Source organism: Streptomyces sp. NPDC006435 (assembly GCF_040612315.1).
Lineage (GTDB): Bacteria > Actinomycetota > Actinomycetes > Streptomycetales > Streptomycetaceae > Streptomyces.
Window position 1 is genome coordinate 32,222 of record NZ_JBEXPY010000059.1, and the last position, 15,340, is coordinate 47,561.

At 72.2% G+C, this 15,340-nt stretch carries 11 protein-coding genes; 8 read left to right on the forward strand and 3 right to left on the reverse strand.

The genetic code is table 11. The features are described 5' to 3' along the window. Window positions 1-19: 19 nt before the first annotated feature. Window positions 20-1,192 carry a glycosyltransferase gene (locus ABZZ04_RS35010; protein WP_356936265.1) on the reverse strand — a complete coding sequence of 391 codons (1,173 nt, stop codon included), beginning with the start codon at window positions 1,190-1,192 and terminating at the stop codon, window positions 20-22. A 58-nt stretch (window positions 1,193-1,250) separates the two neighbouring features. Between ABZZ04_RS35010 and ABZZ04_RS35015 the strand changes: the two genes are divergently transcribed. From ABZZ04_RS35015 to ABZZ04_RS35030, 4 genes are all read left to right on the forward strand, one after another. Continuing rightward, complete coding sequence (locus ABZZ04_RS35015) at window positions 1,251-2,036, forward strand: aspartate/glutamate racemase family protein (protein ID WP_356936266.1); 786 nt, start codon at window positions 1,251-1,253, stop codon at window positions 2,034-2,036. Between the two features lie 60 nt (window positions 2,037-2,096). Beyond that, on the forward strand, window positions 2,097-2,660 hold the full coding sequence (locus ABZZ04_RS35020) for a hypothetical protein (RefSeq protein ID WP_356936267.1): 564 nt from the start codon (window positions 2,097-2,099) through the stop codon (window positions 2,658-2,660). Window positions 2,661-2,761: 101 nt separating this feature from the next. Then, the gene (gene lnt / locus ABZZ04_RS35025; RefSeq protein ID WP_356936268.1) at window positions 2,762-4,357 is read left to right on the forward strand and encodes an apolipoprotein N-acyltransferase; all 1,596 of its coding nucleotides are present in this window, start codon (window positions 2,762-2,764) and stop codon (window positions 4,355-4,357) included. Between the two features lie 30 nt (window positions 4,358-4,387). Then, window positions 4,388-4,867, forward strand: a complete 480-nt coding sequence (locus ABZZ04_RS35030) for an NUDIX domain-containing protein (protein ID WP_356936269.1) — start codon at window positions 4,388-4,390, stop codon at window positions 4,865-4,867. 85 nt (window positions 4,868-4,952) lie between these two features. On the opposite strand, the gene ABZZ04_RS35035 is transcribed toward ABZZ04_RS35030, so the two are convergent. Further along, on the reverse strand, window positions 4,953-7,343 hold the full coding sequence (locus tag ABZZ04_RS35035) for an excinuclease ABC subunit UvrA (RefSeq protein ID WP_356936270.1): 2,391 nt from the start codon (window positions 7,341-7,343) through the stop codon (window positions 4,953-4,955). Between the two features lie 594 nt (window positions 7,344-7,937). On the opposite strand from ABZZ04_RS35035, the gene ABZZ04_RS35040 reads away from it, so the two are divergent. The 3 genes from ABZZ04_RS35040 (at window position 7,938) to ABZZ04_RS35050 (ending at window position 11,624) form a co-directional block, all read left to right on the forward strand. Beyond that, window positions 7,938-9,026, forward strand: a complete 1,089-nt coding sequence (locus ABZZ04_RS35040; RefSeq protein ID WP_356936271.1) for a polyprenyl synthetase family protein — start codon at window positions 7,938-7,940, stop codon at window positions 9,024-9,026. A gap of 95 nt (window positions 9,027-9,121) precedes the next feature. Then, window positions 9,122-9,775 (forward strand): PadR family transcriptional regulator, encoded by a 654-nt coding sequence (locus ABZZ04_RS35045; RefSeq protein WP_356936272.1) that lies wholly within the window; start codon window positions 9,122-9,124, stop codon window positions 9,773-9,775. 121 nt (window positions 9,776-9,896) lie between these two features. Further along, complete coding sequence (locus ABZZ04_RS35050) at window positions 9,897-11,624, forward strand: acyl-CoA dehydrogenase family protein (RefSeq protein WP_356936273.1); 1,728 nt, start codon at window positions 9,897-9,899, stop codon at window positions 11,622-11,624. A 91-nt stretch (window positions 11,625-11,715) separates the two neighbouring features. On the opposite strand, the gene ABZZ04_RS35055 is transcribed toward ABZZ04_RS35050, so the two are convergent. Next, window positions 11,716-13,035, reverse strand: coding sequence for a phytase (locus ABZZ04_RS35055; RefSeq protein ID WP_356936274.1), 1,320 nt, complete (start codon window positions 13,033-13,035; stop codon window positions 11,716-11,718). Between the two features lie 265 nt (window positions 13,036-13,300). Here ABZZ04_RS35055 and htpG point away from each other — a divergent pair, with 265 nt between their 5' ends. Continuing rightward, entirely contained in the window at window positions 13,301-15,232 is a 1,932-nt protein-coding gene (gene htpG / locus ABZZ04_RS35060; protein ID WP_356936275.1) for a molecular chaperone HtpG, read from the forward strand. The last annotated feature ends 108 nt before the right edge of the window (window positions 15,233-15,340 follow it).

Genomic DNA, 15,340 nt, shown 5'->3' on the forward strand with positions numbered 1-15,340 from the left:
CGGCCGATGACCCCTGCGCTCATCGGTCGGGCGCGGCCTCGGGACGGGCGTAGGTACGCCCCTTCCAGGCCGCGCCCCGGCCCCGGTGGTGCTGCACCGCCGAATCGACCGTCATCAGCAGGTACAGCGCGGCGGTGAACGGCAGCAACGGCGCCCACCAGGGCGACTGCCGGTAGTGGGCCAGCATCGGCAGGTACGTCCCGGTCATCACCGCCCACGCGCCGCCGCCCGCCCACGCGGCCACCGGGTCGTCGCCCAGCAGCCCCGCGACGAGCGTCACCGGCGGCGCGAGATAGACCAGCGCGAGCCCCAGCACCGTCCCCAGGAGCAGTGCCGTGCTGTGCCGCAGCTGCGCGTACGCGCTCCGCGACACCATCCGCCACAGGTCCGCGAGCCGCGGGTACGGCCGCACGCTGTCCACCCGCTCGGCGAGGCCCAGCCAGATCCGCCCGCCGCTGCGCCGCACCGCCCGCGCCAGCGACACGTCGTCGATCACCGCCTGCCGGATCGACTCCGGGATCCGCGCCCGCCGCGCCGCCCCGGTCCGCAGCAGCACACAGCCACCGGCCGCCGCGGCCGTCCGGGCCCCGGCCCGGTTCACCCACCGGAACGGGTAGAGCTGCGAGAAGAAGTACACGAAGGCGGGTACGACCAGCCGCTCCCAGACGCTCGACACCCGCAGCCGGGCCATCTGCGAGACCAGGTCGTAGTCGCCCGTCACCGCCGCGGCGACCAGCTCCCGCAGGCTGTCCGGCTCGTGCGCGATGTCCGCGTCCGTCAGCAGCAGGTACTCCGGCTCCCGGGCCCGGGCCAGCTCGATGCCGTGCCGCACGGCCCACAGCTTGCCCGTCCAGCCGGGCTCCGGCTCACCGGGCGACACCACCGTCACCGGCAGCCCCCCGTACCGCACGGACAGCGCGCGGGCGACGTCCCCGGTGCCGTCCTCGCTGCAGTCGTCCACGAGGAAGACCTCGGCCCGTCCCGGGTAGTCCTGCGCCAGCAGCGACGGCAGGCTCACCGGCAGCATGTCGGCCTCGTCACGCGCGGGGACCACGATCGCGACCGAAGGCCAGCGGTCGGGAACCCCCCGACGGGGCAGCCGCTGGTCGGTCCGCCAGAAGAACCCCTGACCCAGCAGCAGCCACACCCACGCGGTCAGCGAACACACGGCGATCCAGGCAACGGCGCTCATTCGCCGCAGTCTGCCCCACCCGGACAAAACCGCAAGGGCGGTCGACTATGGTGACCGGGTGAAGATCGCGCTCATGGACTCCGGAATCGGCCTGCTCGCAGCGGCCGCCGCGATACGCCGACTGAGGCCCGACGCGGATCTGGTGCTCTCCTCCGACCCCGACGGAATGCCCTGGGGACCCCGTACCACCGAGTACGTGACCGCCCACGCGCTCGACGTGGCCCGCGCCGCCGCCGCCCACCGGCCGGACGCGCTGATCGTCGCCTGCAACACGGCCTCCGTCCACGCCCTGCCGGCGCTCCGCGCCGCGCTCGAACCCGAGCTGCCGGTCATCGGCACGGTCCCCGCGATCAAGCCGTCCGTCGCGGGCGGCGGCCCCGTCGCGATCTGGGCCACGCCCGCCACCACCGGCAGCCCGTACCAGCACGGACTCATCCGTGAGTTCGCCCGGTCCGTCGAGGTCACCGAGGTCCCCTGCCCCGGCCTCGCCGACGCCGTGCAGAACGCGGACGAGGCGGCGATCGACCGGGCCGTCGCCGCGGCCGCCGCGCTCACCCCCCGTGACGTGCGGGCCGTCGTCCTGGGCTGCACCCACTACGAACTGGTCGCCGAGCGCATCCGCGCCGCCGTGCACCGGCCCGGCCTGCCGCCCGTCGAGCTGCACGGCTCGGCCGACGCGGTCGCCGCCCAGGCGTTGCGCCGGATCGGTGCCGGACCCGCTCCGTCGGCCGAACCCTCCACCGGTCTCACCGTGCTCCTCAGCGGCCGCTCCACCGACCTGCCGGAAGCAGCCCTGGCCTACGCCGAGGGGCGTCTGCTGGGGGCCGTCAGCCCCGCCCGCTGACCCCTCGGGGGCCGCCGCTCCCACCTCCCGGCATGCGGAATCCTGAGTACGCTGCTTGGCATGAGGGATCACCTCCGTACACCCCCGCACACCGGAACCGAATCCCGCTCCGACGTCTGGACCGGCCGGGCCACCAACCGGGCCCAGTGGGTGTTCGCGGTCGCGGGCGCGGCCTGTCTGGCGCTGGGCGTCCAGCTGGCCGTCAGCTCGAACTGGACCTCGGGAATCGTTCCCCTGCTGATGTCCGTGGTCGGCTGCGTCGCCGCCGGACTGCTCATGCTGTTCGGAACGCTCGCCTTCGTGAACGTGGCCGTCCGGATCGACGGCGACGCACTGGAGGTGCGCTGCGGCCACATGGGCCTGCCGCGCCGCCGGATCCTGCTCACCCACGTGGTGGGCGCGGAGTTCGTGCCCCGGGTCACACCGCGCCAGTGGGGCGGCTGGGGCTACCGCTGGCGCCCCGAACAGGGCACCGCCGTGGTCGTCCGCAGGGGCGAGGGGCTGGTGCTCCACCTCGGGGACGGCCGGACGTTCACGATCACGGTCGACGACGCGGAGGCGGGCGTGCGCTTCATCCGCGAACGCCTGCACCTGCCGGCGAGCGGCGCGGCGGCCGGGGCCTGAACCCTGCCGGACCCGCACCCGCCCCGGACCCCGGTGGAGCGGACCGCCCCCGGCGGGCGGGGGCTGCCGGACCCACAGCCGCCCACCGTAGACTCCGCCTGGTGAGCGCCACCATCACCCCAGTCGACGCCCCGCAGCCGGTGCCTGCGCCCGCGTCCCGGAAGTCACGCCTCGTACTGCGGCCCGCCGCCGCCGTGCTCTCGGGCGTACTGCTGTACCTGAGCTTTCCCCCGCGCCCCCTGTGGTGGCTGGTCCTGCCCGGCTTCGCCCTGCTCGGCTGGGTGCTGCACGGGCGCCGGCTCCGCGCCGGCTTCGGGCTCGGCCTGCTCGCCGGGCTGGGCTTCATGCTGCCGCTGCTGCACTGGACGGGCGAGGAGGTCGGCCCGGTGCCGTGGCTGGCGCTCGCCGCGGCGGAGGCGCTGTTCATCGGGTTCGGCTGCCTCGGGATCGCCGCCGTGTCCCGGCTGTCCTGGTGGCCAGTGTGGGCCGCCGCGGTCTGGGCGCTCGACGAGGCGGTCCGGGCCCGGATGCCGTTTGGCGGCTTCCCCTGGGGGAAGATCGCGTTCGGACAGGCGGACGGCGTGTTCCTGCCGCTCGCGGCGGTCGGCGGCACACCGCTGCTCTCCTTCGCGGTGGTGCTGTGCGGCTTCGGGCTCTGCGAGGCGGTGCGCCAGTTCCTGGCCCGCCGAGGCACCGGACAGGTGTCCCGGACGGCCGTCACGGCCGCGGCCGTGAGCGTCGTCGTCCCCGTCGCCTCCGCCTTCGCCGCGCTGCCGCTCGTCGACGACTCGGCCGAGGACGGCACCGCGACCGTCGCCGCGATCCAGGGCAACGTGCCCCGGCTCGGACTCGACTTCAACGCCCAGCGCCGCGCCGTCCTGGACAACCACGTGAACCGTACGGAGCAGCTGGCCCGGGACGTGAAGGCGGGCAAGGTCCCGCAGCCGGACCTCGTCCTGTGGCCGGAGAACTCCTCCGACCTCGACCCCTACCGCAACGCCGACGCCCGGATCCTGATCGACCGGGCGGTGCGGGCGATCGGCGCGCCCACCGTGATCGGCGCGGTGCTCGAACCCGAGTCCGACACCGCCAAGCTGCGCAACACCCTCATCGAGTGGGACCCGCGGCGCGGCCCGGTCGACACGTACGACAAGCGCCACATCCAGCCGTTCGGCGAGTACATGCCGATGCGGTCCGTCGCGCGTGTCTTCAGCTCGGACGTGGACCGGGTGCGGCGCGACTTCGGACCCGGCGAGAAGGTCGGCGTCTTCGATCTGGCGGGCACCCGGGTGGGGCTCGTGACCTGCTACGAGGCCGCGTTCGACGACGCCGTCCGCGACACGGTCACGCACGGCGGGCAGCTGATCGCCGTGCCCAGCAACAACGCCACCTTCGGCCGCAGCGAGATGACCTACCAGCAGCTGGCCATGTCCAGGGTGCGGGCGGTCGAGCACAGCAGGTCCGTCGTCGTCCCCGTCACCAGCGGGGTCAGCGCGATCATCCGCCCGGACGGGGAGGTCGTCGAGCAGACGAAGCTGTTCACCCCGGACGCGCTCGTGGACGAGGTGCCGCTGCGGTCCTCGCAGACGCCCGCGACCCGGATGGGCGCGCTCCCCGAGGGCGTCCTCGTGCTGATCGCCGCGGCCGGGCTCGGCCTGGTCGCCCTCCGTGCGGTGCGGCAGCGACGCAGCAGGTGAGCGAGCCTTCGGACCACGTAGGGTCGCCCCATGGCCACTCCTGAATTCATCCGTGAGATCCGCGCCACCGCAGGTCAGCAACTGCTCCTGCTGCCGGGCGTCACCGCCGTCGTCTTCGACGACGAGGGCAGAGTCCTCCTCGGCCGCCGCACCGACACCGGCAAGTGGTCGGTCATCGGCGGCATCTGCGAACCGGGCGAACAGCCGGCGGCGACGGCGGAGCGCGAGGTGTACGAGGAGACCGCCGTGCACTGCGTGGCGGAACGGGTGGTGCTCACCCAGGCCCTGGAGCCGGTGCAGTACGCCAACGGCGACCGCTGCCAGTACCTGGACGTCACCTTCCGCTGCCGGGCGACGGGCGGACAGGCGCGGGTCAACGACGACGAGTCGCTGGAGGTGGGCTGGTTCGAGGTGGACGCGCTGCCCCCGCTGCACGAGTTCGCGCTCTTCCGGATCAAGAAGTCGCTGGCGGACGAACCCACCTGGTTCGAACCCACCGGACAGCAGTGAATCCCGGGGTCCGCCGTCCGGTACGGGGCGGCGCACCCCGCCCCGTACCGGACGCCCGGACCCGTTCCGGGCGGCCGGTCCCGGTTCAGCCGCCCACGTAGGCCGCGAGGTGCTCCCCGGTGAGGGTGGAACGGGCGGCGACCAGGTCCGCGGGGGTTCCCTCGAAGACGATCCGGCCGCCGTCGTGACCGGCGCCGGGGCCGAGGTCGACGATCCAGTCGGCGTGCGCCATGACCGCCTGGTGGTGCTCGACGACCACCACCGACTTGCCGGAGTCGACGAGCCGGTCGAGCAGACCGAGCAGCTGCTCGACGTCGGCGAGGTGCAGCCCCGTGGTCGGCTCGTCGAGGACGTAGACACCGCCCTTCTCGGACATGTGGGTGGCCAGCTTGAGCCGCTGCCGCTCGCCGCCGGACAGGGTGGTGAGCGGCTGGCCCAGACCGAGGTAGCCCAGGCCGACGTCCACGAGGCGTTCCAGGATCTTGTGCGCCGCCGGGACGCGGGCCTCACCGGCGCCGAGGAACTCCTCGGCCTCGGTCACGGACATGGCGAGCACCTCGCTGATGTCCCGGCCGCCCAGGCGGTACTCCAGCACCGATGCCTGGAACCGCTTCCCCCCGCACTCCTCGCAGGTGGTGGCGACGCCGGCCATCATCGCCAGGTCGGTGTAGATGACCCCGGCGCCCTTGCAGTTGAGACAGGCCCCCTCGGAATTGGCGCTGAACAGGGCCGGCTTGACGCCGTTGGCCTTCGCGAAGGCCTTGCGGACCGGGTCGAGCAGCCCGGTGTACGTCGCCGGGTTGCTCCGCCGGGAGCCGCGGATCGGGCTCTGGTCGATCGACACCACGCCCGCACCGGCCGGGATCGACCCGTGCACGAGCGAGCTCTTGCCGGAGCCCGCGACACCGGTGACGACGCACAGCACCCCGAGCGGGATGTCGACGTCGACGTCCTGGAGGTTGTGCGCCGTCGCGCCGCGGATCTCGAGCGCGCCGGTGGACGTCCGGACCTTCTCCTTGAGACGGGCGCGGTCGTCGAAGTGGCGGCCGGTGCGGGTGCCGCCGGTCCGCAGCCCCTCGACGGTGCCCTCGAAGCAGACGGTGCCGCCCTCCGTACCGGCACCCGGACCGAGGTCGACCACGTGGTCGGCGATCGCGATCGTCTCCGGCTTGTGCTCCACCACCAGCACCGTGTTGCCCTTGTCCCGCAACCGCAGCAGCAGGTTGTTCATCCGCTGGATGTCATGGGGGTGCAGCCCCGCGGTGGGCTCGTCGAAGACGTAGGTGATGTCGGTGAGCGGGGAGCCGAGGTGGCGGATCATCTTGACGCGCTGCGCCTCACCGCCCGACAGCGTGCCCGAGGACCGGTCGAGCGAGAGGTAGCCCAACCCGATCTCCACGAACGAGTCGAGGGTCTGCCGCAGCGTCGCCAGCAGCGGCGCCACCGACGGCTCGTCGAGCCCGCGGACCCATTCGGCCAGGTCGCGGATCTCCATCGCGCACGCGTCGGCGATGGAGATCGCGCCGATCCGGGAGGACCGGGCCTCCTCGCCGAGCCGGGTGCCGTCGCACTCGGGGCAGGTGGTGAAGGTGACCGCCCGGTCCACGAACTCCCGGATGTGCGGCTGCATCGCCTCCTTGTCCTTGGACAGGAACGACTTCTGGATCTTGGGGATGAGCCCTTCGTAGGTGAGGTTCACACCCTCGACCTTCACCTTGGTCGGCTCCCGGTGGAGGAAGTCCCGCATCTCCTGCTCGGTGAACTCGCGGATCGGCTTGTCCGGGTCGAGGAAGCCCGACTCGGCGTAGACCCGCACGGTCCAGAAGCTCTCCGACTTCCAGCCGGGGATGGTGAACGCGCCCTCGGAGAGCGACTTGGAGTCGTCGTAGAGCTGGGTGAGGTCGATGTCGGAGACCGCGCCCCGGCCCTCGCAGCGCGTGCACATGCCGCCGGTGCGGCTGAAGGTAGCCTTCACCGTCTTCTTGGCACCGCGCTCGACGGTGATCGCACCGCTCGCCCGGACCGAGGGGACGTTGAAGGCGTACGCGCCGGGCGGGCCGATGTGCGGCTGCGCGAGCCGGCTGAAGAGGATGCGCAGCATCGCGTTGGCGTCGGTGGCGGTGCCGACGGTGGAACGCGGGTCGGCGCCCATCCGCTGCTGGTCGACGATGATCGCGGTGGTCAGCCCCTCCAGCACGTCGACGTCGGGCCGGTCCGGCGTCGGCATGAAACCCTGCACGAAGGCGCTGTAGGTCTCGTTGATCAGCCGCTGCGACTCCGCGGCGATCGTGTCGAACACCAGCGAGCTCTTGCCCGAGCCGGAGACGCCGGTGAACACCGTCAGCCGGCGCTTGGGGATCTCGATGCTGACGTCCTTGAGGTTGTTCTCGCGCGCGCCGTGCACGCGGATCACCTCGTGGCTGTCGGCGGTGTGCGGCGCGGGCGACGGGGTGTTCGTCCTCGTGGCCGTGCTCATCGTGTCTCCATCCGTCGCGGGGCCGCCCTCGCGGCCTCGTGGGTGTCGTACGGCCCGAGCGGTTCCGGGCGGTGCGTCCCGCTCCTCCGCGCCGGTACGGGCGCGGCGGCGGGTGGTCTTCCGTGTGATCGGCGGTGCCGGCCGGGGCGGGGCCCGCGGCCCGGCCATGAGGTGCGCCCCGGGGGCCGGACCGGGCGACGGCCGTGGTGCGTCGTGCTCCCGGCCGGGCGGCTCGTCGGCCTCGCGCCCGGTGGGATCGCGGCAGGGTAACACCCGGTGGGCGGCCTCCGGTTCGTGAACCGGGACTCACGGTCCGCGGCGCCGGGCGGGCGCCGCGGCGCGGGCGCCGACGGCGGTGCGGTGCTGCGGGAGCTCGATGTCCATGTGCCTCACGCTACGGGCCGGGCGGCGGCGCCGCTTCTTCGTTCCTGATCGATCGCGCCCCGTCCCCGTGGCCCGTTCCCGCTCCCCGTCCCCGGCCGTCGCCCGGTGCGCCTCCTGAGACAATCGCGTCCCCGACGCACGCGCCGCCGTACGGCACTCCCGCGCGTCCGCGCGCACGTCACCCGCCCCTCACGCAGGAGAACACCCGTCATGACCGACACCGCCGGCTTCGGCGAGGTACTGAAGCGCGCCGCCGGACACGAGCGCCGTTTCACCGCGCTCTTCGAGGAGTACTTCGACTCGTTGGACACCCGGCTCGACGCGCCGTCGTTCAGCCGCTTCACGCCGGAGTGCGTCCGGCTGCTGCGGGACCTGTCCCTGCGCGGCGGCAAGCGGATGCGGGTGGTCCTGCTCCACGAGGCGGCCCGGCTGGTGACCCCCGAACCGGTCGAGGGGCTGGACGCCGCCGCGCTGAGCATCGAACTGCTGCAGACCCACGGCCTGGTCCACGACGACCTCATCGACGACAGCCCCACCCGCCGGGACGGCCCCTCCACCTACTACGCCTACCGCGAGCGGTTCCCCGGGCACCCGCAGGCGGCGATCGGCCTGACCGTGCTCGCGGGCGACCTGGCCCTGGCCCTGTCCCTGCGGGCGCTCCTGGAGGCCGAACTGCCCGTACCCGTACGCCAGGCCATGGTCGAGGTGCAGACGCGGGCGGCGGCCGACACCTTCGTGGGCCAGATCGTCGACCTGGAACGCGACTTCACCACCACCGTCCCCGACGAGGACGTCCTGCACGGCGTGGCCGACTACAAGACCGCCCGCTACTCCCTCCTCGCCCCCCTCCAGCTCGGGCTCCTGGCGGCGGGGGAGCGGCCGGAGCGCTTCGACGGGGAACTGCGCGACTACGCACGGCTGGTCGGGATCAGCGGACAGATGCGCGACGACTACCTGGACCTGTTCGGGGACGCGGCCGTCATGGGCAAGCCGACCGGCACCGACATCCGGGACGGCCGGCGCAGCTACACCGTCGCCGCCCTGCTGTCCACCACCGACGGCGCCGACCGGGACGTGGTGGAGGCCGCGCTCGGCGACCGGTCCTGCACGCCGGAGACCATCGCCGCCGTCCGGGAGATCGGCGAGCGCAGCGGGGCGGCGGCCCGGATGCGGGCGGACATGAGGCGCCACGCGGAGCGGGCGTCCGAGGTGGCCGCCGGCTGGCGGCCCCGGTGGCGCGAGGAGGCGGTCGCCTTCTTCGAGCGGCTGCCGGTGTGGAGCGTCGAGCGGGCCATGTGATCGGCGGAGGCACAGGTTCCGTCGCCCGGGTGAGTCGCGTCTCACCCGGGCGGCCCGACTTGTCCATGCAACGAGTTGCATAGAAAGATCGGGGCATGGCGATCGAACACGCGATCCTGGTGTCCCTGCTGGAGAAGCCCGGCTCCGGCTATGAGCTGTCCCGGCGGTTCGAGCGGTCCATCGGGTACTTCTGGACCGCCACCCACCAGCAGATCTACCGCGTGCTCAAGCGCATGGAGGGCGACGGCTGGGTCGAGGTCCGGGAGGTGCCGCAGGAGGGCCGTCCGGACAAGAAGGAGTACTCCGTCGCCGCCCCCGGGCGGAACGCCCTCTCGGAGTGGCTGCACGAGCCGATCGAACCCGAGAGCGTCCGGCACGACCTCGCCGTGAAGATCCGGGGGTCGGCCTTCGACGACCCGGCCGCGCTGATCCGCGAGGTGCGGCGGTACCGGCAGGTGCACGCCGAGCGGCTCGCCCACTACCTCGCGGGCGAGGAACGCGACTTCACGGGACCGCGGACGCCCGACCCGGCGTCCCCCGACCCGGCGTCCCCCGGCACCGATCCATTCGCCGCCGGTCCGTCCGCCGCCGGTCCGTCCGGCACCGACCGGTCCGGCACCGGTCCGCTCGACGCGGGGCGGGAGCTCCAGCACGTCGTGCTGCGCGGCGGCATCGCGTACGAGCGGATGACGCTCGCCTGGCTCGACGACGTGCTCGCCACGCTCCACCGGCTCGGCCCCGAGCACTGAACCACCCCCTCGCGACCCGCCGCCCCGGCTCCGCGCACACGCATGCCCGGCCGCGCCGCCGCCGGGACGACCGCCCGGCCGGCGCCATCCCTCCCACCGACCCGAAACGGAAGGCACCCCCATGACCGATCCGCTGCTGTTCAACCCGCGCACCTACGACCCGGCGCACTTCGACCCCGAGACCCGCAGGCTGCTGCGCGCCACCGTCGACTGGTTCGAGACGCGCGGCAGGCGCAGGCTGATCGAGGACTACCGGTCGCGGGCCTGGCTGGCCGACTTCCTCGCGTTCTCCGCCGAGGAGGGGCTGTTCGCGGCCTTCCTCACGCCCGCCTCCGCCGCCGCCGAGGGGGAGCGGGACACCCGGCGCTGGGACACCGCCCGGATCGCCGCGCTCAACGAGATCCTCGGCTTCTACGGCCTCGACTACTGGTACGCCTGGCAGGTCACCATCCTCGGCCTCGGCCCGGTCTGGCAGAGCGACAACGCCGCCGCCCGTGACCGCGCCGCCGAACTCCTGCGCCAGGGCGAGGTGTTCGCCTTCGGCCTGTCGGAGAGGACGCACGGCGCCGACATCTACTCCACCGACATGCTGCTCACCCCCGACAGCGAGGGCGGCTTCCGCGCCACCGGCTCCAAGTACTACATCGGCAACGGCAACGCCGCCGGACTCGTATCCGTCTTCGGCCGCCGCACCGACGTCGAGGGCCCGGACGGCTACGTCTTCTTCGCCGCCGACAGCCGCCACCCGGCGTACCACCTGGTCAAGAACGTCGTCGACTCCTCGAAGTTCGTCAGCGAGTTCCGCCTGGCGGACTACCCGGTGGCCGCCGGGGACGTCCTGCACACCGGCCGTGCCGCCTTCGACGCCGCGCTCAACACCGTCAACGTCGGCAAGTTCAACCTGTGCACCGCCTCCATCGGCATCTGCGAGCACGCGATGTACGAGGCCGTCACGCACGCGCAGAACCGCATCCTGTACGGCCGCCCCGTCACCGCCTTCCCGCACGTGCGGCGCGAGCTGACCGACGCGTACGTCCGCCTCGTCGGCATGAAGCTGTTCAGCGACCGGGCCGTCGACTACTTCCGCTCCGCGGGCCCCGACGACCGCCGCTACCTGCTGTTCAACCCGATGACGAAGATGAAGGTGACCACGGAGGGCGAGAAGGTCATCGACCTGATGTGGGACGTCATCGCCGCCAAGGGCTTCGAGAAGGACAACTACTTCGCCCAGGCAGCCGTCGAGATCCGGGGGCTGCCGAAGCTGGAGGGCACCGTCCACGTCAACCTGGCGCTGATCCTGAAGTTCATGCGGAACCACCTGCTGGACCCGGTCGACTACGCGCCCGTGCCGACCCGGCTGGACGGGGCCGACGACACGTTCCTCTTCCGCCAGGGACCGGCCCGCGGCCTGGGCGCCGTACGTTTCCACGACTGGCGCCCGGCCTACGACGCGTACGCCCACCTGCCCAACGTCGGCCGTCTGCGCGAACAGGCCGACGCGCTGTGCGAGTTCGTCGCCACCGCGGCCCCCGACGAGGAGCAGAGCCGGGACCTGGACCTGCTCCTGGCGATCGGCCAGCTCTTCGCGCTCGTCGTCCACGGCCAGCTGGTCCTGGAGCAGGCGCGGCTGACCGGGCTCGACGAGGACGTCCTGGACGAGCTGTTCGCCGTTCTCGTACGGGACTTCTCCGCGCACGCCGTCGAACTGCACGGAAAGGACTCCGCCACCGAGCAGCAGCAGCTCTGGGCCCTGGGTGCCGTCCGGCGCCCGGCCGTGGACGCCGGGCGCTCGGACCGGGTCTGGAAGCGCGTCGAGGCGCTGTCCGGGTCGTACGAGATGGCGCCGTGACCCTTCCCGTTCCCTTACGCGTCCGCCCCCCGGCCCGCGACGGGCCGGGGGGCGGACATCCGGGACGAGCCCCCGGCCGCCGGTGTGCGCGTCAGTCGGTGTCGCGGGGGTCGAACGACTCGGTGTCGACCGTCAGCGGCTCGGGGAAGGCGGACGCCACGGCGTTCCAGGGCGTCAGCTTGAAGTCGGTGGCCTCGCGCCCGCCGTCCGCGGGAGTGGCCTCGCCGTCGTGGGTCACCAGCAGACCCTCGGGGAAGGACCGGCCCAGGGGGACGTTGACGACGGTGGAACCGTCCGAGTGCTGCACGCCGTCCACGGCCGGGCCGTCGTCGAGGGTGAAGGAGCCGACGTAGTCGTTGCCGCCCTTGCGCCCGTACACCGCGAAGGCGTTGTCGCCCTGGCTGGAGGCGAGCACGTAGCCGGCGCCGTCCGCCGCGTGGTACACGGTGACGCCCTCCGCGTCGGCGCTCAGGTTCTTCCCGCCGAAGCCGGGGTCATGGGCGGTGTCGAGGACGCATTCCTCCTCCTCGGCGTCGTACGTCCACGGCGTGCCGTACTCGCGGACCCGGTCGATCATCTTGGGCGCCTCGAACTCCTCGTCGTCGAGGTCGACGCGCCACAGGCCCACGGCCTCCTGCGCCGCGTACAGGACGTGCTCCTCCTGGTCGACGGCCATGCCCTCGACCTGCGGGCGCTCGCCGGGGTCGGCGCACGGCCGCCAGCCGGTCCCGTCGGGCAGGGTGAAGGAGGCGGGCAGATCGAGCGTGTCCTCGGTCCGGTAGCCGACCCGGCCGCCGCGGTCCTCCAGTTCGAGCAGCCTCAGCCGGGCCTCCTCGCGCTGCGAGGCGACGACGTAGGCGTCGTCGTCGTCGCTGAACGCGGCGAGTCCGTAGGCCGTGCGCTGCTCGTCCACCTCGGACTCGCTCGCGGCGAAGACCGGCCGGACGTCGGGGGCGGTCACGTCCCTCAGCGGCGGCCGGCCGGCCGCGACGGCGGCGGGGTCGATCGCGAAGGCCCGGATCCGGTCACGGCCCCGGTCGCTCACGAGCGCCAGGTCGGTCTTCCTGCCGCCCAGCTCGAACCCGTAGACGAGGTCGACGTTGTTGAAGCGGCCCGGCGCCGCGTCCTCGCCCGGCGCCGACGGCGCGGCGATGTGCTGCAGACGCCTGCCGTCGAGACCGTACACATCGAGCCCGGCCTCCTTCAGGGTGCCGATCACGAGGCTGCGGCCGGGACGGTCGGGGTCGACCCAGACGGCGGGGTCGTCGGCGTCGGCGTTGCCGCCCGCCTCGTCGTCGTGGACGGCGGGCGTCTCCACGGACGCGGTGACGGAGACGGGGGGAGGCGTCGTCGGGGCACCGGTCACCAGCACGAGTGCGGCGGTCAGCGCTGTCAGGGCGGAAGTGCTCACATTGCTCCTCGGTGGCGTTTCGGTCGGCGGCGGCGACGCTATGGGGGCAGGATGGAGGGCGGAAGGCGCCACGATGAACAGCGGATGGACCATCAACTGCCTTGCTTGCAAACGAAGTCGGTGGCCAGGACGCCGGTGGTGCGCCACGCACCGGAGAGAAGAGGTTCCGCCGGGTTCCCGCGGATCGCCCCGGAGAGATCATCGGCTGAACTAAAGTTCTCGGGTCCGGATCCCAACCAAGCGGACCTGAGAAGGAATCACGGTTATGCCCACTGAGACGTTCGAGTTTCAGGTGGAAGCTCGCCAGCTTCTGCAGATGATGATCCACTCGATCTACTCGAACAAGGATGTGTTCCTGCGCGAACTTGTCTCCAACGCCTCCGACGCGCTCGACAAGCTGCGGCTCGAAGCGCTGCGCGACGACTCGCTCGACGCGGACGTGTCCGACCTGCACATCACGATCGAGACGGACCGACAGGCCCGCACGCTGACCGTGCGGGACAACGGCATCGGGATGTCTCACGACGAAGTGGTCCAGCTCATCGGGACCATCGCGAACTCGGGCACGGCGAAATTCCTGCGGGAACTCAAGGAGGCCGAGGACAACGCCGCGGCCGAGGGACTGATCGGCCAGTTCGGCGTCGGTTTCTACTCCAGCTTCATGGTGGCCGACGAGGTCACGCTGCTGACCCGGCGCGCGGGCGAGAGCCAGGGCACCCGATGGGCGTCCACCGGCGAGGGCACGTACACGATCGAGACCGTCGACAGCGCCCCGCAGGGCACCGAGGTCACCCTCCGGCTCAAGGCGGAGGACACCGAGGACCGGCTCTACGACTACACCTCCCCGTGGAAGATCAGGGAGATCGTCAAGCGGTACTCCGACTTCATCACCTGGCCCGTGCGGATGGCCCCCGAGGCCGTGGAGGGCGCGGGCGACGAGGAAGGGGCCGACGAGGCCCCGCGCGAGCCCGAGACCCTCAACTCGATGAAGGCCCTGTGGGCCCGCTCGCGGGACGAGGTCACCGACGACGAGTACCACGAGCTGTACAAGCACATCAGCCACGACTGGATCGCCCCGCTCGAAACCATCCGCCTCCAGGCGGAAGGCACCTTCGAGTACCAGGCGCTGCTCTTCATCCCGTCGCACGCGCCCCAGGACCTGTTCATGCAGGGGTACAAGCGCGGCATCCAGCTCTATGTGAAGCGCGTCTTCATCATGGACGACTGCGAAGCGCTGATGCCGCCGTACCTGCGCTTCGTCAAGGGCGTCGTCGACGCACAGGACCTCTCGCTCAACGTGTCGCGCGAGATCCTCCAGCAGGACCGTCAGATCCAGCTGATGCACCGGCGCCTGGCGAAGAAGGTGCTGTCGACGGTCAAGGACATGATGTCCTCCGAGCCGGAGCGGTACGCCACGTTCTGGCGGGAGTTCGGCCGCGTCGTCAAGGAAGGGCTGCTGAGCGACTTCGAGAACCGCGACGCCATCCTCAACGTCGCCTCCTTCGCCACCACCCACGACAAGGACGAGCCGACCACGCTGCGGCAGTACGTGGAGCGGATGAAGGACGGCCAGGAGCACATCTTCTACCTCACGGGCGAGTCCCGGCAGGCCATCGAGAACTCCCCGCACATGGAGGCGTTCCGGGCCAAGGGCGTCGAGGTGCTGCTGCTGACCGACCCCGTCGACGAGGTGTGGGTCGAGGCGGACGCGGAGTTCGACGGCAAGAAGCTGCGGTCGGTGGCCAAGGGCGAGGTCGACCTCGGCACCGAGGAGGAGAAGAAGGAGGCTGCCACCGAGCGCGAGAACCGGCAGCAGGAGTACGCGGACCTCCTCGGCTGGATGACCGAGCGGCTGGGCGAGACCGTCAAGGAGGTGCGGCTCTCCTCGCGGCTCACCGTCTCGCCCGCGTGCATCGTCTCCGACGCGCACGACGTGACGCCCGCCCTGGAGAACATGTACCGCGCCATGGGCCAGGAGGTCCCGCACGTCAAGCGCATCCTCGAACTCAACGCGGAGCACCCGCTGGTCAGCGGCCTCAACCGGGCGTACGCCGACCGGAACGAGGAGGCCGGCACCGGCCTGGAGGAGACGGCCGAGCTCCTGCACGACCTGGCGCTGCTCGCCGAGGGCGGCGAGCTGGCCGACCCCTCGCGCTTCGTCCGGCTGATGGCCGACCGCCTGGAGCGCACCCTGTGAGAAGGGCCGCCGCGCCCCGGCCCGTACGGCACCGCCCGCCCGCGGCCACCGGGGCGCCGTGACGCACGGGAGCCGACGGGACCGGCCCGCCACCGTTGCCCTCGCACC